The following is a 17,938-nucleotide window of genomic DNA, read 5'->3' on the forward strand; positions in this document are numbered from 1 at the left end:
AGTGAAGAGGCGATCGCCGGGGAAGCGTTTCGTTGGACAGGATATTCGATCTCGCCATCATCGGAGGCGGCATCAATGGCTGCGGCATCGCGCGCGATGCGGCGGGCCGGGGCAATTCCGTTTTCCTTTGTGAAATGAACGACTTGGCGAGCGGAACGTCGTCCTGGTCGACCAAGCTGGTGCATGGCGGGCTGCGCTATCTCGAATATTATGAGTTCCGGCTGGTCCGCGAGGCACTGATCGAGCGCGAAATTCTCTGGCAGATCGCGCCCCACATCATCAGGCCCCTGCGTTTCGTTTTGCCGCACCACTCCGGCTTGCGGCCGGCCTGGCTGCTGAGGCTAGGGTTGTTCCTGTACGACCATATCGGCGGCCGCCATCTGCTGCCGCCGACGCGCTCGGTCGATCTGGTCCATGACGAGGTGGGCAAACCCTTGATCGCCAACCGCTACAAGCGCGGTTTCGAATATTCCGATTGCTTCGTCGACGATGCGCGTCTCGTTGTGCTGACCGCACGCGACGCGGCGGATCGCGGCGCCGAAATCCATACCCGTTCACGCGCGGTCGAGATCAGGCAGGCGGACGGCATCTGGCACGTCACCGTCGAGAACACGATCAGCGGCACGCGCACCACCATCCAGGCGCGCGCGCTGGTCAACGCCGGCGGCCCCTGGGTCGAACAGGTGCTTTCCGCAGGCTCCGGCGTCAACGCGCGCGCAAAAGTGCGCCTGGTGCAGGGCTCCCACATCGTGGTGCGCAAGCTCTATGACCATGACCGCGCCTACATGTTCCAGAACGCCGACGGCCGCATCATTTTCGTCATTCCCTATCAGGACGATTTCACGCTGATCGGCACCACCGATCGCGATTACGACGGCGACCCGGCCAAGGTGAAAGCTTCGCCTGAGGAGATCCAATATCTCTGCGCGTCGGCCAGTGAATACTTGAAAAAGCCTGTGCTGCCTGCGGATGTTGTCTGGACCTATTCCGGCGTGCGGCCGCTCTATGACGATGGCGCCAGCGAGGCCAAGGCCGCGACCCGCGATTACGTGTTCGAGCTCGATACGCCCGGTGGCGCGCCGTTGCTGTCGATCTATGGCGGTAAGATCACGACCTATCGGCGACTCGCCGAGGAAGCGCTGGAGCGGCTCTCGCCATACTTGCGCAGCGCCAAAGCCAAAGAAGGCTGGACCGGCAAGTCGCCGCTGCCCGGCGGCGACATGGATGTTTCGGCGGTCGCCGCGCTGACGGCGGGACTGACGCGGGAATATCCGTTCCTCGCCGCGGCGCATGCCAACCGCCTCGCGCATGCCTATGGCACGCGTGCGACAAAATTGCTTGGCAACGCGAAATCATTGACCGATCTCGGCCAGTCGTTCGGCGCCACCTTGACGGAGCGCGAAGTCAGGTACCTGATGTCGAACGAATGGGCCTGCACTGCCGACGACGTGGTATGGCGAAGGTCCAAGCTCGGATTGCAGCTGTCGCCGGATGAAATTGCCGCGCTCGACGAGTGGATCAAAGCCCATCGCGCCCCCGGCGAACGTCCTTTGCGTGAAGCGGGAGGGCGGACATGAGCGTCATGCTCGAACACGTCACGCGAACTGTGGACGGCATCCCGACCATTCGCGATGTCTCGCTGACGCTCGAGCGCGGCACGCTGAGCGTGCTGCTCGGACCGACGCTGTCAGGCAAGACCTCGATCATGCGGCTGCTTGCCGGCCTCGACCGGCCGACGACCGGCCGCGTGCTGGTCGAGGGCAAGGATGTCACCGGGTTCGACGTGCGGCAGCGCTCGGTCGCAATGGTCTATCAGCAGTTCATCAATTACCCCTCGCTGACGGTGTATGAGAACATCGCTTCGCCGTTGCGTGTGCAGGGCAGGCCGCGCGAGGAGATCGACCGGCGCGTCCAGGAAGCTGCGAAGCTGCTGCGGCTCGAGCCTTATCTTAAACGCACGCCGCTGCAATTGTCCGGCGGCCAGCAGCAGCGTACCGCGATCGCGCGTGCGCTGGTCAAGGGCGCCGATCTCGTGCTGCTGGACGAGCCGCTCGCCAATCTCGACTACAAGCTTCGCGAGGAACTGCGCTCCGAACTGCCGCGCATCTTCGAGGCGTCGGGCGCGATCTTCGTCTATGCGACGACAGAACCGTCGGAAGCGCTGCTGCTTGGCGGTGACACCGTATGCATGTGGGAGGGGCAAGTATTGCAGGCCGGCAATACCTCAAAAGTCTATCGCCAGCCAGATACGCTGCGGGTGGCGCAGGTGTTCTCCGATCCACCGCTCAACATCGTTGGCATCGAGAAGAAGAACGGTTCTGTGCAATATGCCGGCGGCATACAGGCGCCGGCCACCGGCCTCTATGCGCAGCTTTCCGACGGTCCCTATCGCGTCGGCTTCCGCGCCCATCAGCTCGAGGTGGCCAGCGGCATCGCCGGGCGGCACGCGTTTCACGCCACCGTCACCGTAACCGAGATCACGGGCTCGGAGAGTTTTGTGCATCTCAATCGCGGTGCCTCCAACTGGGTTGCAGTGCTGCCGGGCGTGCATGAATACGAGCCCGGCCATTTGCTCGATGCCGTGCTCGATCCCGACAACGTCTTCGTATTCGACGCCGCCGACCGTCTGGTCGCCGCGCCAGGCCCCAATTGAGGGAGATGCGACATGGCCCGCATTGACCTCGTCGATCTCGCGCACTCCTACGGCGGCAATGCTGCGCCGTCGGAATCGTTTGCGCTCAAGCCGGTGACAATGACCTGGCGGCAGGGCGGGGCGTATGCATTGCTCGGCCCGTCCGGCTGCGGCAAAACCACGCTGCTCAACCTGATTTCCGGCATCGTCGCGCCGTCGCGCGGAAAGATCATGTTCGACGGCGCCGATATCACACCGCTGTCAACCCAGAAGCGCAATATCGCGCAGGTATTCCAGTTTCCGGTGATCTACGACACCATGACGGTCGGGCAGAACCTCGCATTCCCGCTGCAGAACCGCGGCGTGCCGAAGGTCGAGGTCGAGGCGCGGGTGAAGCAGATCGCCGATCTCTTGGATCTCACGCCTTATCTCGGCCGCAAGGCGACGCGCCTGACGGCCGATGCCAAGCAGAAGATTTCGCTCGGCCGCGGCCTGGTCCGCTCCGACGTCGCCGCGGTGCTGTTCGACGAGCCGCTGACGGTGATCGATCCCGAGCTTAAATGGCAGTTGCGCTCAAAACTCAAGGCGCTGCATCGCGAGCTTGACCTGACGATGATCTACGTCACCCATGACCAGACCGAGGCGCTGACCTTCGCCGACACGGTCGTCGTCATGCATGACGGCCGCGTGGTGCAGAGCGGGACGCCGGCAGAACTGTTTGACAAGCCCGCACATACCTTTGTCGGCTATTTCATCGGGTCGCCCGGCATGAACATCGTGCCGGCCGCGGTGAGCGGACACGAGGCGCGCGTCGACGGCCACATCATCGGCCTGCATCGCAATTACGGCGTGCTGCCGGCGGGCGTTAGAATCGAGATCGGCGTCCGGCCGGAATTCGTCAATATTGCCGCTCCCGCGTCCGGCCTGTTGTCGGCCACGATCGAGCGCATCGACGATCTCGGCCGCGTCCGCTTCGCCCGCGTTCGCATCGGCGACGCAAAATTCGCCGCCCGCGTGCCGCCGGGATTTTCCGTTCCCGACAACATGGTCGGGCTGGTGTTCGATCCCGCGCATGTGCACGTCTATGCCGATAGCCGTCTGGTCGAGGGGGTTGCTTGATGGACAAGACCATCAACCAGAAAGCCTGGTTCCTGGTGCTGCCGGTATTCGCGGTGGTCGCGTTCTCCGCGATCCTGCCGTTGATGACGGTCGTGAACTATTCGATGCAGGATACGTTCGGCAACAACCAGTTCTTCTGGAACGGCGTCGGCTGGTTCAAGGAGCTGCTCGATCCCTCGACCGATCTCGGCGGGCGTTTCCTCGCATCGCTCGGCCGCAACCTGCTGTTCTCCGCCATCATCCTGGCGATCGAGGTGCCGCTCGGCATCGTGGTAGCGCTGTCGATGCCGCGCGAGGGCTGGACCGTCGCTGTATGTCTCGTGATCCTGGCGTTGCCGCTCTTGATCCCGTGGAACGTGGTCGGAACGATCTGGCAGATTTTCGGCCGGCCCGACATCGGCCTGCTCGGCTATACGCTCAACAGCCTCGGTATCGACTACAACTACGTCTCCAACGAGTTCGATGCCTGGGCCACCGTCATCGTGATGGACGTCTGGCACTGGACCAGCCTCGTTGCGCTGCTGTGCTACGCCGGACTGAAGTCGATTCCCGACGCCTATTACCAGGCGGCGCAGATCGACGGCGCCTCGCGCTGGGCGGTGTTCAAGGCGATCCAGTTGCCGAAGATGAACCGCGTGCTCTTGATCGCGGTGCTGCTGCGGTTCATGGACAGCTTCATGATCTACACCGAGCCGTTCGTGGTGACCGGCGGCGGGCCGGGCAACTCGACCACTTTCGTCTCGATCGAGTTGGTCAAGATCGCGCTCGGGCAGTTCGACCTCGGCAAGGCCGCGGCACTTTCGCTGGTCTACAATCTGATCATCCTGATCGTGTGCTGGATCTTCTACACCGTGATGACCAACGCTGGGGCCGAGCGTCCCGCCAAGAAGGAGGGCGCGTGATGAATTCGATTCCCGGTCGCCGCCTCATCATCTCGCTGTTCCTGATCTTCCTGCTGTTGCCGATCTACTGGCTCGTCAACATGAGCTTCAAGACCAACACGGAAATCGTCACCACCATGACGCTGTGGCCGCACCAGCCGACGTTGGAAAACTACAAGCGCATCTTCACCGACGAGAGCTGGTACTCCGGCTACATCAACTCGCTGACCTATGTGCTGATCAACACCGCGATCTCGATTGCGGTGGCGTTGCCGGCAGCCTACGCCTTCTCGCGCTACCGTTTCCTTGGCGACAAGCATTTGTTCTTCTGGCTGCTGTCGAACCGGATGGCGCCGGCGGCGGTGTTTGCGTTGCCGTTCTTCAACCTCTACTCGGCGATCAATCTGTTCGATACGCCGTGGGCCGTTGCGCTGGCGCATTGCATCTTCAATGTGCCGCTGGCGGTCTGGATCCTCGAAGGTTTCGTCTCCGGCGTACCGCGCGAGATCGACGAAACCGCGTTCCTCGACGGCTATTCGTTCTCGCGCTTCTTCGTCAAGATCCTGGTGCCGCTGATCGCGAGCGGTATCGGCGTCGCCGCGTTCTTCTGCTTCATGTTCTCCTGGGTCGAATTGCTGCTGGCGCGCACGTTGACCTCGGTCAACGCCAAGCCGATCTCGGCGATCATGACCCGCACGGTCTCGGCCTCCGGCATGGACTGGGGCCTGCTGGCTGCGGCCGGCGTGCTAACGATCATCCCCGGCGCCCTGGTGATCTGGTTCGTCCGCAACTACATCGCGCGCGGTTTTGCGCTGGGACGGGTGTAGCCATGGAACATATCGCATGGATGGCCTGGACGCTGCCAACCGCGATCTTCTTCGTGATGCTGGCGCTGACGCTCGGTACCATGACGTGGCTTGCGCTCGCCTATCCCGAAGCCGAACGCGTCGGCGTATTGCGGATTCCGACCACGCGCGGCGACCGCCTGTTCATTTCGCTGGTGCTCGCCGCCGTCATCCACCTGCTGTGGATCGCCTTTGCCGGCACCGACCTGCTTCTGATCTTGCCGATTGGAGAGGGCGTTGAAATATCGAGCCTGTGGCTCGCAACCGTAATTTCGCTCGTCTCGGCCGTTGCGATTTTCCGCACCGTCTGAACAGCGAAAAAGAGCAGATCCGGGATCAACCCGGGCCTGAATTCGTGTTTGTCGCTGCAACCGGAGGATCCTACATGCGACGCTTGAGAGGAAGAAACGGTCCCTTGACCAAGGAGAGCTTTCTGACGATGACCAGCGCGGCTGCGCTGATCGCGGCATCGGTCACCATGGCCGCCGCACCCGCACTTGCGGACGACGCCGTCAATCAAAGGTGGATTGACAGCGAATTCCAGCCCTCGACCCTGTCGAAGGCCGACCAGTTGAAGGAGCTGCAGTGGTTCGAAAAGGCCGCAGCGCCGTTCAAGGGAATGGAAATCAACGTCGTCTCGGAAACCATCACGACGCACGAGTATGAATCGCGGACGCTGGCGAAGGCCTTCACCGAAATCACCGGCATCAAGGTCAAGCACGACCTGATCCAGGAAGGCGACGTCGTTGAAAAGCTCCAGACTCAGATGCAGTCCGGCAAGAACGTCTATGACGGCTGGATCAACGATAGCGACCTGATCGGAACGCACTTCCGCTACGGCCAGACCGTGATCCTGTCGGACTACATGACCGGCGAGGGCAAGGACGTCACCAACCCGCAGCTCGACGTCAACGACTTCATCGGAAAATCCTTCACCACGGGCCCGGACGGCAAGCTCTATCAGCTTCCAGACCAGCAGTTCGCGAACCTCTATTGGTTCCGCTACGACTGGTTCTCCAATCCGGACTACAAGGCCAAGTTCAAGGCCAAATACGGCTACGATCTCGGCGTTCCCGTGAACTGGTCGGCCTACGAAGACATCGCCGAGTTCTTCACCAACGACATCAAGGAGATCAACGGCGTCAAGGTCTATGGCCACATGGACTACGGCAAGAAGGATCCCTCGCTCGGCTGGCGTTTCACCGACGCCTGGCTGTCGATGGCCGGCAACGGCGACAAGGGCATCCCCAACGGTAAGCCGGTCGACGAATGGGGCATCCGCATGGAAGGCTGCCGTCCGGTCGGCTCAAGCGTCGAGCGCGGCGGCGACACCAACGGTCCGGCTGCGGTCTACTCCATCACCAAATATCTTGACTGGATGAAGAAGTATGCCCCGCCGCAGGCGCAAGGCATGACCTTCTCCGAATCGGGACCGGTGCCGGCACAAGGTGCGATCGCCCAGCAGATCTTCTGGTACACCGCCTTCACCGCCGACATGGTGAAGCCGGGTATTGCAGTCGTGAACGCGGACGGCACGCCGAAGTGGCGCATGGCGCCGTCGCCGCACGGCTCGTACTGGAAAGAGGGCATGAAGCTCGGCTACCAGGACGCCGGCTCCTCCACGCTCCTGAAGTCGACCCCGCCCGATCGCCGCAAGGCGGCCTGGCTCTATCTGCAGTTCATCAACTCCAAGACGGTGTCCTTGAAGAAGAGCCATGTCGGTCTCACCTTCGTTCGTGAGTCCGATATCTGGGACAAGTCGTTCACCGAGCGTGCGCCGAAGCTCGGCGGCCTGATCGAGTTCTACCGCTCGCCCGCGCGCGTGCAGTGGACCCCGACCGGCAACAACGTGCCCGACTATCCGAAGCTCGCGCAATTGTGGTGGCAGAACATCGGCGATGCGTCGTCGGGAGCGAAGACGCCGCAGGCGGCGATGGATGCGCTGGCCGCAGCGCAGGACTCGGTGCTCGAACGTCTCGAAAAGTCCGGCGTGCAGAAAGAGTGCGGGCCGAAGCTGAACAAGAAGGAGACGGCCGAGTTCTGGTTCGCCAAGGCGGAGAAGGACAAGACCATCGCGCCGGCCCGCAAGCTGGCGAACGAGAAGCCGAAGGGCGAGACCGTCGACTACGACGCGCTGATCAAGTCGTGGCCGGCTACGCCGCCCAAGCGGGCAGAGGCGAAGTAAGCTTCGCGATTACGAGTGATGCAAAAACTAAAGGCCGGGAGCGATCCCGGCCTTTTCCTTTCGTCATTGCGAGCGAAGCGAAGCAATCCATCGTGCGGCATTGCGGATAGATGGATTGCTTCGTCGCTGTCGCTCCCTTGCGCAAACGCTTCGCGTTTGTCGCAGGCAATGACGGGGAAGGAGCGGGGGCTACTCCGCCGCCTGCGCCGCGCCGAGCGTCGGATAATCCGTATAGCCCTTGGCGCCGCCGCCGTAGAACGTCGCCTTGTCCCACTCGTTCAGCGGTGCGCCCTTCTTCAGGCGCTCGACCAGGTCCGGGTTCGAGATGAACGGTTTTCCGAACGCGATGAGATCGGCCGCGCCGGCCTCGAGCACTTTCGTCGCGAGATCGAAATCGTAGCCGTTGTTGGCGACGTAAGCCTGCTTGAAGCGCTTGCGCAAGGACGCATAGTCGAACGGCGCGATGTCGCGCGGGCCGCCGGTCGCGCCTTCGATGACGTGGATGTAGGTCAGCTTCAGGGCGCTGAGTTGATCGACGATGTGATCGAACAGCGGCTGCGGGTTGCTATCGGAGACGTCGTTGGCGGGCGTCACCGGCGAGATGCGGATGCCGGTGCGTTCGGGGCCGGCGACGGCAGCCACCACCTTCGAAACCTCCAGCATCAGCTTGGCGCGGTTCTCGATTCCTCCGCCGTAAGCATCGGTGCGCTTGTTGGTGCCGTCCTTGGCGAACTGGTCGAGCAGGTAGCCGTTGGCCCCATGAATTTCGACGCCGTCGAAGCCGGCCGCCAGCGCATTCTCGGTGCCGCGCTTGAAATCCTCGATGATGCCAGGAATCTCCGACAGCTCGAGCGCGCGCGGCTCGGAGATTTCGGTGAAGGTGCCGTTCACAAAAGTCTTGCCCTTGGCGCGGATCGCGGATGGCGCCACCGGCTTGCCGCCGCCGGGCTGCAACGTCGAGTGCGAGATGCGGCCGACATGCCAGATCTGGATGAAGATGCGCCCGCCGTTTTCGTGCACGCGGTCGGTGACCTTGCGCCAGCCTTCGACCTGCGCCTTCGAATAGATGCCGGGCGTATCCTGGTAGCCCTGGCCCTGCTGCGAAACCTGACTCGCTTCGGTGACCAGAAGGCCTGCGGAGGCGCGCTGACGGTAATAGTCGATCGCGAGCGGGCTCGGCACCATGCCGGGCGGCACCGCGCGGTTGCGGGTCAGCGGCGCCATCACGAGGCGGTTGGGAAGCGCTATCGGGCCAAGCTTGAAGGGCTCGAACAGTTTGGTCTGGCTCATGTCGGGGATGTCCGGGTCAATGGTGATAGGGAACAGTTGGGCATTGCGGGCAATTCTCGCAATCCCCGAAGCCATTCGGCTTGCGCAGACGAGCTGCGCTCGATCCCGGCCATGTGGGCAGTGTCGCGCCATGGCGTCCGCGCGCCGACGCAGGATGATCCGTTCGAAATCGGGAGCGGCGCAGCATAGGGACCTCCCAGCCGGTGCCTTGAGGGCCGAACGGCACTGTCAGCGCCCGACCCGGGACGCCGGCGGCTGGCGTCGCCGCCCGTTGGCGCGCCACACGCTATTCCGCCGCAAATCCCATTCGCCTGTCGTCCAATTCCGCGATGGGCCCCGCGGCATCGACCTGCAGCAGTTCGAAGGTCAGGCATTCGCAACCGATGGCGCGAAGCACCTGGTTGGCGGCCTTCTGCGCGCTATTGCTGAAGCTCTGATGATCCATCTGAATTTCGAGGCGAGGTTTGCGGCTGCATACCGCCTTCACGACCGATTGCAGCCGGATGGATATCTCGTCCCGGTAGTTCTGCGTGCTTTCGAAAGCTGCCCTGGGATCGACGATCTGAGTCCGGGCGACATAGACGAGGTTGACCACAATCCGGTCGGCGGAAACGGCACCTTGCGCAAATCGAAACACCTCGGGGCGTCTGTCGATCCGCGCCAGTTGGCGGCTGCCGGCGCGGATCCGGTGCAGGCCGGGGGGCAGGGCCCTTTCAAACCGGCCGTTCCGGTAGAGCAGGACGGTTTCAAACTGCTGCACACAGACCCGATCGAAGCCGAGCAGCGCCATGATCCCCTTCCTGAACAGCGTCGAAATCCAGGCCCAGGCGCCGGCGATCACGGCGATGACGATCAAGGAAAATGCTATTGACCCCAGAAGCTCACCCACGTTTTTCCTTCCCCCTGCAGTGTTTTTTATCTTGTTGGAGACGCCGTGATGCCGGTTCTTCTCTTTGCTTTTTTCTTGGCTTTTCCTGCGTCGAAAATAAGTCATCACCATTTCAATCAGAAGATGTAAACAAAAATAATCGAACTGTTGCCCGGTCATTTGCATTCTAAATGAAGGCATTGTGACGCCGGTTTGTTCTGGCGGGCAGGCGGTCTTGAGCAGGGCCGATCGTAGCCCGCATGAGCGGAGCGACATGCGGGTAGTTGTTTGCCCCGAGACGATCCCGGGTATCGCTCCGCTCACCCGGGCTGCGCCTGCTGCCGCTACGCCTTCTACGTCGTCCCTGCGTTCGCAGGGAGGACGTAGAGATTTCGGATTCAATTTCAAAGAGGTGACACACATTCGCGATCTCGCGGCGCATTTGTGCCCGAGGTTTGCTAGATAACGTCCCACCCTCAAAAGAAGAGGGCGCAGGGAAGACCGGGTGCACGCTGCACCCGCGGTCTCGTGTGCAATTGCGCATAGAAGACGCGCACACGAGCATACAGGTACAGGCGGAGCATCCCGGCCTTCCCTGCGCAATGGCTTTACGGCTTACTTCGTGCTCTCCCCGGAGAACGGCTCTTTTGCCTCCGTCGCCCGTGAGAAACTTTCGCCTCTCCCGGACTTAGCGCCAGCACCGCGACGCCCGAACCACACGACTTCGCCGTACGCGTCCGGCGCGCACGTCTGTCGCGCCCTCAGCGTCCACCGCATCCCACCGCGCGTTCGTGACGTTCGCGAGCGCCCCTCTCATCGGGTGAGACGGGCGGAGTTATGCGGGTGATTTGCCCTGAATGTTAAGCGGAATATTTTTGTGCGAAGGGCTTGACGCGATTTCTGAAAATCAGAAGTGATTTGCCCGTCGTGTTGATTTGTCGCGGTTGCGCATCGCGATTGCGCTTGCGCGCAAAGCAAATCACTTCGCAGTCAGTAGCTGCCGTAGGTGAGCAAAGCGACTTGTCTCGCCGTAGCTCAACGAGCGAAGGCGGAAGCGTGCCCACCATCTTGCAGTGTGTTTGGCGATGGATGGTGGGCACGTCGCGTTCGCTCCTTTACCCACCCTGCAGCACCTACGAAGCTGGACCTTGCCGGCATCGAACGCCGCCACCATTGCCTCTCGCGCGCGCCCGATTAGGATGCCGCAAACATCGCGCGATGAGAGGTGTTCACGATGGCCACCAACAAGGACAAGATCGACGACGCGGCGCTGGCTCTGCATGACGATAACCGGGCATGGAAAGGTATGGATTGGGGCGTTCTCGGCCGCCTGCACGAAAAAGGGATGATCCACGATCCCGTCGGTAAGGTGAAGTCGGTGGTTTTCACTAACGAGGGTCTGGAGCGGGCAAAGAGACTGTTCAAGGAAATGTTCGAGGAGTAGGCGACCTGTAGGATGGGTAGAGCGCAGCGAAACCCATCGCCGCTCGCGCCACATCCACCGTGCTCTCGTTGCGAAGACGGCTGATGACGCTCCGCCAATCCGCCTACGTGCTGGCTTCGTTGAGTTGATAGTGCCGCAGCCTTGTGGGGGCAGGCAAAGCCGATGGCTTGCGCGAACGCGCACCCGGATGACGACGAAGCTTGCTCGACCTAGCTGTGCGCGGGAATGTCGATCCCATCCGTCGCATACTGCCGGATCTTGTTCCGCATCGTGCGCACCGAAAGTCCGAGCACGCGCGCGGCGTGGGTGCGATTGCCGTCGCAGCGCGCCAGTGTCTGCAGCACAAGCTCGCGCTCGATCGCCTCGACTGTGGAGCCGATCAGCATCGGCACGATCTCGTGGGGTGAAAGGGTTTGAGATTCCGGCAGCGAAATCTCGGGCGTGCAGACGCAGTCCACGCCAAGGTACAGGTCACGGTACGCGCCAAAATACTCGTCACGATACTCTTGGGGCATCAACACCTCCCGATCGACGCTTGCTCCGAAACGCGAAGCAGAAACATCAGGAATCACGGCCCCCTGCCGCAAACGAGGTTGGCTGCGAATGGTTAACGGAAGATTAATGAGGCGGTATTATTACGGTATGCGGCTTTGCTTCGGCAGGTCCGCCAATCCGGCCCGCACATGCGCAATGACCTCTCCGCGTCGTCGCTGCGCCCGCAGCGGCGTAGGATCGGTAGAGCGAAGCGAAACCCATCGCTGTTCGCGCCAGATCCGCCGCGCTCTCGTTGCGAAGATGGCGGATTACGCTTCCGCCTTCGCTCTGCGAGCTACGGCGGACAGGTCGCTAATCCGCCCTGCGTGCAGGTTATCGACGACTGGCTCGTCACCATTTCAACCATTCGTAGCCCGCACTCTAGGCCTTTTGGCGTTTGGGCATAAGCAGTTACCTTTGGCGGTTGAGTAATCTCCTTCAATAGCTGTGAGAATATGGAAAGGCGACTTTGCCGGACCTTCATCAGCGGCTACACTCAAAGTTGCAGCTATTTGATAGGGTTGTAGCACATGCGCTTATTTATAAGTTGGTCGGGCGATCTAAGCCGCCGAATTGCAGAACGGTTGTTCGAGTGGTTGCCCATGGTGCTGCAAGGCGTTGAGCCTTACATGTCATCAGAGTCTATCGAGAAAGGCGCGAGATGGTCGAGCCATATCGGAAATGAACTTGAAGAAGCTCGCTTTGGGCTAGTGGTTCTAACCAAAGAAAATCTTAGCTCGCGCTGGCTGCACTTTGAGGCAGGTGCGATTGCAAAGTCAGTAGAAGAGTCTCGAGTGGCTCCTCTGCTGTTTGGCATTCGTCCAGCGGACGTTCTTCAGCCCTTATCGCAATTTCAGGTTACTAATTTCGCCCGAGACGATGTCTTGAAGTTGCTCAAGTCGGCGAACCTTGCTGACGAGGGCGTATTGATGCCTGAACCACGCTTGACGACTCTGTTCGAAAAACTTTGGCCTGATCTGCAAGAAAAGATCGACGCAATCTTGCGTGAGGATGGAGCAACAAAGTGCGTAGCCGCACGCAGCACGGAAGAAATTCTAGAAGAAGTTCTAGCACTCGGGCGCGAGCAAGCCATGGCGCTGGCCCATCCGGACAGGCTGCTAGGTTCGTCTGTCGATATCTTGATCAACAAGGTATTGAGTTCATATTTCGAAAGCGAATCGTCCCTCAGTGGTCGAGAGCGCAACCTCGTTCTTGCTTTAATGGGACGATGGAACGCTCTTGCTAATCGGTTGCTCGTTCATTTTGAGAGAGATGATCTCGCGCTAGAGGCGGATGGTATCCGTCGTCAGCTTTTGCAATTTCGGCGTTATTTAGATGAAGCAAATCAAGCGATCATCTCAGCCAACGCAGTGCCCTCTTTGCGAAGATCAAGCCAAAACTAAAGACATTGTAGTTGCCTGGTTAGCTGTCTCAGATATGGGCACGAGCGACGGTACAACGTTCGAGACTCCATCGGAGAAATTCTGTGATTACTAAGTTTGCTGATCTTCTCCAACAGTTCCAGGATAAGAAGCTTGGAGAAATCCAAGGTCAGGACATAACTCACAAGCTGACTATAGGCGAGATGTTCGAGGGAGTGACTGCCCAAATCACAAATCGAGCCTTGCCACCTGTGCCGGATCTAAGAGTGGAGCGCGGCTTTGTTCGTGGACCGAATGGGGAACTAAGCCGCGAAGTAGATTGCATGGTCGTGACCGGATCGGGAGCGCCTGTGCCAAATACATCGAAGTACGTCTATCGGATCGACCAGGTGATTTGCGTTCTTGAAGTCAAGAAGACGCTAAATGCCAGCGAAGTTCGCGACGCTCGAGACAAACTGGCTATCGTCGCCAAAATGGCTCGCGAGTTTCATCTAGAAAAGAAAACTCCCGTTAAATTTGACCGCGCGGCTTTGTCGTTCTCTCTGATTACAGGCAAGCACGTAGGTAGTCTTTCGGACTTCCGGCGCTTGTCGCCTTCATTGCAGGCTATCTTTAATCTAATTGCTACTGAGACGCTTCTTCCGTTGCGGATCATTTATTCATTTGGGGGATATAAGACGGAGAGTGGGTTGCGAACGGCAGTTGTCGAAGCGTGTGAACAAGAGGGCAGGGCATCGATTGATTTGGAGGGATTTCCTGATCAAGTAATTTGCGGCTCATTTAGCGTTTTGAAGGCCGCGGGCAATCCATACTGTCTCTCAACGGACGACAATCAATGGTCGGTCGTAGTTTCGTGCAGTGAATCACCGATCAGAATTATGTTGGAGCTGATTTGGGAGAAGTTATCGACGCTTGCAAATGCTGGAGTGTTCTTCAATGACGACTTGCGGCCCGAAAAATTGAAGCCGCTGCTTATGACCGAGTGGGATACATCTGATCGAAAGCCAATTTTGAGACACATGGATTATTCGGAGAAGCAGCTAGCGCAGTACAACAAGGAGAAGGCTCCATGGGAGCCATCAAGCTTGAATGATACTGAGGCAACCGTTCTGATGCATCTCAACCAGCTTGGCCCGACTGACTTAAACGACAGTCAATTTCTATCGTTTTGCGCGAGCGAGGGTACGAGCGGCAATTCTATTGCCAAGTCTCTCCTCCAGAAGAGGCTTGTCTCGGAGAGGGACGGGAAGATCTTCCCCATTCATGACCCGATCATTATTCACTATATGCCTACCGGAGAAGCTTATGCTTCATTCGATCAGCGTCTTTTAGCTTCATGGCTGGAAGAGCGGCTCCGCTCATCGCAGAACTGAATGCCTTCAATCTCGGATTTTTACCACCGAACTTTCATCAATACGCAAGTGGCATGCGTTGCTCAGCAAGGGAAGCAACGAACTCGATCTTGACGCACATGTTTTGGACCTGGCGCCGTCTCCGCCATTTCGCTGGTCCAAGGTCAGAAGCCAAGTCAGTGCTTTTCAACTCGGCCATTTGCGCCATTTAACGGCGCCCCGCCGTATGGTAGCATTGTTGGCAACGTGCTCGTACTAAGCGATAGGAGTTTCCACGTACTGGCCCCCAAGCTCTTGGAGGAACAATGAAAATACCCGAGGTAATGACGCGAATTCGTGAAATTTCTGAGGAGATTCAGGGGGCTTATCCGGAGGAGGCCGCCGAACTTTTGGAACTCGCGGAGGAGCTTCGGCGGAGGTCTCCGGTAGGTCCGAGGGCTCCTGCGACAAGTACTCCGATGACACCCGAACTTGCGGAGGAAATTCGTGAGTTTGCCAAGGATAATCCCGATATGTCCCATCAAGAGATAGGGGGAGCTTTTAACGTAAATCACGGTCGCGTTAGCGAAGCTATTCGCGGGAAGCGGACCTAGTTGGACCTCCGTCCGCCAATACTGGCCAAGCGGCCTCCTCGTGTGCAATGTGTTGCGGAGCCAACTGGTGAGATGATTCGCTTTTCAAATTAGATCCTATGCAAAATTTATCACATGCTGTCATGTCTCAACGGATCGAGGCCAAGAATAGCCCCGACGATTTCCCTACGCCACCTTGGGCGACGCGTGCACTACTTGAGCATGTCTTGGAAGTTGGAGAGACGCTAGCCGAAATGACCTGTTGGGAGCCCGCGTGCGGCGCCGGACATATGTCGAAGGTGCTAGGCGAATATTTTCATACGGTCAGGGCATCTGACGCTTACGATTACCAATATGGGGAGCTTCTTGACTTTGTGACGATGTCCACCAACGAAGAATCTTATGATTGGATAATCACCAATCCGCCCTTCCGGCTTGCTGAAGAGTTCGTTCTGCGGGCTTTAAGTGAGGCTCGCAAGGGAGTCGCCATTTTGGCGCGCAGTGTGTTCTTGGAAAGTGTAGGTCGATACGACGCGATATTTCGTGATATTCCACCGACAAAATTTGCGCAGTTCAGCGAACGGGTTCCGATGGTGAGAGGGCGCCTCGATAGGAAAGCCTCGACAGCAACCGGCTACGCTTGGCTAGTGTGGGAAAAGGAGAGGGGGTCGACGCAACTTCCTCGCCTGATGTGGATTCCTCCATGTCGAAAGCGGTTAGAGCGCGCAGGGGATTACGAAAACCCCCTGCGTCCTGGTGCCCGAGGCGATGCCGTCGGGATGCTCGGTTCTTTGCTGTGAAAACCGATTAGTCAAATTCGTGTTGGAGGCCCCTCACAACACCCGATTGCTCTCCCTCACCTTCTCCGCATCCAGGTAGAGATCGCTCCCCATCTCCTTGAACTTCTGCGACATCGCTGCCATGCCGTCCTCGATGGTCCCGCTCACCGACATCCCCACACCCGCCGGATCGTTCAGCGTCGCCGCATAATCCCGCACATCCTGCGTGATCTTCATCGAACAGAACTTCGGCCCGCACATCGAGCAGAAGTGCGCGACCTTGTGGGCTTCCTTCGGCAGCGTTTCGTCGTGGAAGCTCTTTGCCGTGTCCGGATCGAGGCCGAGGTTGAATTGGTCGGTCCAGCGGAAGTCGAAGCGGGCGCGGGAGAGGGCGTCGTCGCGCAGTTGCGCGGCGGGGTGGCCCTTGGCCAAGTCAGAGGCGTGGGCGGCGATCTTGTAGGTGATGACGCCGACCTTGACGTCGTTGCGGTCGGGGAGGCCGAGATGCTCCTTCGGGGTGACGTAGCAGAGCATGGCGCAGCCGAACCAGCCGATCATGGCCGCACCGATCCCTGAGGTGATGTGGTCGTAGCCCGGCGCGATGTCGGTGGTCAGCGGGCCCAACGTATAGAACGGGGCTTCGCCGCACTCCTTGAGCTGCTTGTCCATGTTGATCTTGATCTTGTGCATCGGCACATGGCCGGGGCCTTCGATCATCACCTGACAGCCCTTGTCCCACGCGATCTTCGTCAGCTCGCCGAGCGTCTCCAACTCCGCAAACTGCGCGCGGTCGTTGGCGTCGGCGATCGAGCCGGGGCGCAGGCCGTCGCCGAGCGAGAACGAGACGTCATACTTGCGCATGAGATCGCAGATCTCGTCGAAGTGCGTATAGAGGAAGCTTTCCTTGTGATGCGCCAGGCACCACTTCGCCATGATCGAGCCGCCGCGCGACACGATGCCGGTGACGCGGTTGGCGGTGAGGTGGATGTAGGGCAGGCGCACGCCGGCGTGGATGGTGAAATAGTCGACGCCCTGTTCGCATTGCTCGATCAGCGTGTCCTTGTAGAGCTCCCAGGTCAGTTTGACCGGATCGCCTTCGCACTTCTCCAGCGCCTGGTAGATCGGAACGGTGCCGATCGGGATCGGCGCGTTGCGCAAGATCCACTCGCGCGTGGTGTGGATGTTGCGGCCCGTGGAGAGGTCCATCACGGTGTCGGCCCCCCAGCGGATCGCCCACACCATCTTGTCGACCTCTTCTTCCACCGACGAGGTAACGGCGGAGTTGCCGATATTGGCGTTGATCTTGGTGAGAAAATTGCGGCCGATGATCATCGGCTCGAGTTCGGCGTGGTTGATGTTGCAGGGAATGATGGCCCTGCCGCGCGCGATCTCGGAGCGCACGAACTCCGGCGTGACGAAGGCGGGGACCTCGGCGCCAAAGCTTTCGCCGTCGGCAAGGGCTGCTTCGGCGCGTTCGAGCTGTGCTTTCCGGCCGAGGTTTTCGCGCTCGGCGACGTAGATCATCTCTTTGGTGATGATCCCGGCGCGAGCGAATTCGAGCTGGGTGATCTTGTGGCCGTCGAGGCCGCGTAAGGGTTTGTGGTGCGCGGTGAAGGCCTTTGCGGCATGCGACGCGCCGACATTGCCGTTGTCCTCCGGCTTGATCTCGCGGCCCTGATATTCCTCGACGCCGCCGCGCTCCTTCACCCATTCGATGCGGCTGCGCGACAGGCCGGCGTTGACGTCGATGGTCACAGTCGGATCGGTATAGGGGCCCGAGGTGTCGTACACCGGCAGGTTCGGCTCGCCGGCGCCTTCGCTCAAAATGATCTCGCGCAGGGGCACGCGCAGGTCGGGCGCGGCGTCCGGCGTTGCAAAGATTTTGCGCGATGAGGGAAGGGGCCCGGTAGTGACGGCGGGCAGGGTGGTGTCGGGGTTAGAGCGAATGTTCATTATGTATCCTCCGTTGAATTTGTTTATCGCGTCATCGCGTGCTGTTCGTCATCCTGAGGTGCGAGCGCTTGCGAGCCTCGAAGGATGGAGCCGGGCCGTCGC

The 17,938-nt window shown here is 59.9% G+C and carries 15 protein-coding genes; 11 read left to right on the forward strand and 4 right to left on the reverse strand.

Annotated features, from left to right (window positions below; translation table 11 throughout):
- The first annotated feature begins 32 nt into the window (after positions 1–32).
- The 7 genes from glpD (at position 33) to V1279_RS05075 (ending at position 7,662) form a co-directional block, all read left to right on the forward strand.
- Positions 33–1,577 carry a glycerol-3-phosphate dehydrogenase gene (glpD, locus tag V1279_RS05045; protein ID WP_334433121.1) on the forward strand — a complete coding sequence of 515 codons (1,545 nt, stop codon included), beginning with the start codon at positions 33–35 and terminating at the stop codon, positions 1,575–1,577.
- Positions 1,574–2,653 (forward strand): ABC transporter ATP-binding protein, encoded by a 1,080-nt coding sequence (locus V1279_RS05050; protein ID WP_334433123.1) that lies wholly within the window; start codon positions 1,574–1,576, stop codon positions 2,651–2,653. The genes glpD and V1279_RS05050 overlap by 4 nt, the downstream gene beginning before the upstream one ends.
- A 12-nt stretch (positions 2,654–2,665) precedes the next feature.
- Complete coding sequence (locus V1279_RS05055; RefSeq protein WP_334433125.1) at positions 2,666–3,751, forward strand: ABC transporter ATP-binding protein; 1,086 nt, start codon at positions 2,666–2,668, stop codon at positions 3,749–3,751.
- Positions 3,751–4,653, forward strand: coding sequence for a carbohydrate ABC transporter permease (locus V1279_RS05060; RefSeq protein ID WP_334433127.1), 903 nt, complete (start codon positions 3,751–3,753; stop codon positions 4,651–4,653). The genes V1279_RS05055 and V1279_RS05060 overlap by 1 nt, the downstream gene beginning before the upstream one ends.
- On the forward strand, positions 4,653–5,459 hold the full coding sequence (locus V1279_RS05065) for a carbohydrate ABC transporter permease (protein WP_334433129.1): 807 nt from the start codon (positions 4,653–4,655) through the stop codon (positions 5,457–5,459). Before V1279_RS05060 ends, V1279_RS05065 begins: the two co-directional genes overlap by 1 nt.
- A 2-nt stretch (positions 5,460–5,461) precedes the next feature.
- Positions 5,462–5,788 (forward strand): DUF2160 domain-containing protein, encoded by a 327-nt coding sequence (locus V1279_RS05070; RefSeq protein ID WP_334433131.1) that lies wholly within the window; start codon positions 5,462–5,464, stop codon positions 5,786–5,788.
- 128 nt (positions 5,789–5,916) lie between these two features.
- On the forward strand, positions 5,917–7,662 hold the full coding sequence (locus tag V1279_RS05075; RefSeq protein ID WP_334446210.1) for an ABC transporter substrate-binding protein: 1,746 nt from the start codon (positions 5,917–5,919) through the stop codon (positions 7,660–7,662).
- Positions 7,663–7,851: 189 nt separating this feature from the next.
- Here V1279_RS05075 and V1279_RS05080 read toward each other — a convergent pair whose 3' ends face one another.
- On the reverse strand, positions 7,852–8,952 hold the full coding sequence (locus tag V1279_RS05080) for an alkene reductase (RefSeq protein WP_334433133.1): 1,101 nt from the start codon (positions 8,950–8,952) through the stop codon (positions 7,852–7,854).
- A 286-nt stretch (positions 8,953–9,238) separates the two neighbouring features.
- Complete coding sequence (locus V1279_RS05085; RefSeq protein WP_334433135.1) at positions 9,239–10,000, reverse strand: SPFH domain-containing protein; 762 nt, start codon at positions 9,998–10,000, stop codon at positions 9,239–9,241.
- Positions 10,001–11,054: 1,054 nt separating this feature from the next.
- On the opposite strand from V1279_RS05085, the gene V1279_RS05090 reads away from it, so the two are divergent.
- Positions 11,055–11,264, forward strand: coding sequence for a DUF6429 family protein (locus V1279_RS05090; protein ID WP_334433138.1), 210 nt, complete (start codon positions 11,055–11,057; stop codon positions 11,262–11,264).
- Between the two features lie 209 nt (positions 11,265–11,473).
- Here V1279_RS05090 and V1279_RS05095 read toward each other — a convergent pair whose 3' ends face one another.
- Positions 11,474–11,722: a helix-turn-helix domain-containing protein gene (locus V1279_RS05095; protein WP_334446212.1), complete on the reverse strand. Its 249-nt coding sequence runs from the start codon at positions 11,720–11,722 to the stop codon at positions 11,474–11,476.
- A 606-nt stretch (positions 11,723–12,328) separates the two neighbouring features.
- On the opposite strand from V1279_RS05095, the gene V1279_RS05100 reads away from it, so the two are divergent.
- The 3 genes from V1279_RS05100 to V1279_RS05110 all read left to right on the forward strand — a co-directional run bounded on the left by V1279_RS05100 (position 12,329) and on the right by V1279_RS05110 (position 15,904).
- The gene (locus V1279_RS05100; protein ID WP_334433140.1) at positions 12,329–13,201 is read left to right on the forward strand and encodes a toll/interleukin-1 receptor domain-containing protein; all 873 of its coding nucleotides are present in this window, start codon (positions 12,329–12,331) and stop codon (positions 13,199–13,201) included.
- 83 nt (positions 13,202–13,284) lie between these two features.
- Positions 13,285–14,553, forward strand: coding sequence for a DUF6602 domain-containing protein (locus tag V1279_RS05105; protein ID WP_334433141.1), 1,269 nt, complete (start codon positions 13,285–13,287; stop codon positions 14,551–14,553).
- Positions 14,554–15,394: 841 nt separating this feature from the next.
- Positions 15,395–15,904, forward strand: a complete 510-nt coding sequence (locus V1279_RS05110; RefSeq protein ID WP_334433144.1) for an SAM-dependent methyltransferase — start codon at positions 15,395–15,397, stop codon at positions 15,902–15,904.
- A 33-nt stretch (positions 15,905–15,937) separates the two neighbouring features.
- Here V1279_RS05110 and thiC read toward each other — a convergent pair whose 3' ends face one another.
- On the reverse strand, positions 15,938–17,836 hold the full coding sequence (thiC, locus tag V1279_RS05115; RefSeq protein ID WP_334433146.1) for a phosphomethylpyrimidine synthase ThiC: 1,899 nt from the start codon (positions 17,834–17,836) through the stop codon (positions 15,938–15,940).
- Positions 17,837–17,938 lie beyond the last annotated feature (102 nt).

This window comes from Bradyrhizobium sp. AZCC 1610 (assembly GCF_036924515.1).
Taxonomy (GTDB): Bacteria; Pseudomonadota; Alphaproteobacteria; order Rhizobiales; family Xanthobacteraceae; genus Bradyrhizobium.

Excerpts from the sequence above, each read along its gene's own strand:
- V1279_RS05050 (WP_334433123.1), top strand. The coding sequence starts at position 1,574 with ATGAGCGTCATGCTCGAACACGTCACGCGAACTGTGGACGGCATCCCG.
- V1279_RS05055 (WP_334433125.1), top strand. The coding sequence starts at position 2,666 with ATGGCCCGCATTGACCTCGTCGATCTCGCGCACTCCTACGGCGGCAAT.
- V1279_RS05060 (WP_334433127.1), top strand. The coding sequence starts at position 3,751 with ATGGACAAGACCATCAACCAGAAAGCCTGGTTCCTGGTGCTGCCGGTA.
- V1279_RS05065 (WP_334433129.1), top strand. The coding sequence starts at position 4,653 with ATGAATTCGATTCCCGGTCGCCGCCTCATCATCTCGCTGTTCCTGATC.
- V1279_RS05070 (WP_334433131.1), top strand. The coding sequence starts at position 5,462 with ATGGAACATATCGCATGGATGGCCTGGACGCTGCCAACCGCGATCTTC.
- V1279_RS05075 (WP_334446210.1), top strand. The coding sequence starts at position 5,917 with ATGACCAGCGCGGCTGCGCTGATCGCGGCATCGGTCACCATGGCCGCC.
- V1279_RS05080 (WP_334433133.1), bottom strand. The coding sequence starts at position 8,952 with ATGAGCCAGACCAAACTGTTCGAGCCCTTCAAGCTTGGCCCGATAGCG.
- V1279_RS05085 (WP_334433135.1), bottom strand. The coding sequence starts at position 10,000 with ATGACCGGGCAACAGTTCGATTATTTTTGTTTACATCTTCTGATTGAA.
- V1279_RS05090 (WP_334433138.1), top strand. The coding sequence starts at position 11,055 with ATGGCCACCAACAAGGACAAGATCGACGACGCGGCGCTGGCTCTGCAT.
- V1279_RS05100 (WP_334433140.1), top strand. The coding sequence starts at position 12,329 with ATGCGCTTATTTATAAGTTGGTCGGGCGATCTAAGCCGCCGAATTGCA.
- V1279_RS05110 (WP_334433144.1), top strand. The coding sequence starts at position 15,395 with ATGTCGAAGGTGCTAGGCGAATATTTTCATACGGTCAGGGCATCTGAC.
- thiC (WP_334433146.1), bottom strand. The coding sequence starts at position 17,836 with ATGAACATTCGCTCTAACCCCGACACCACCCTGCCCGCCGTCACTACC.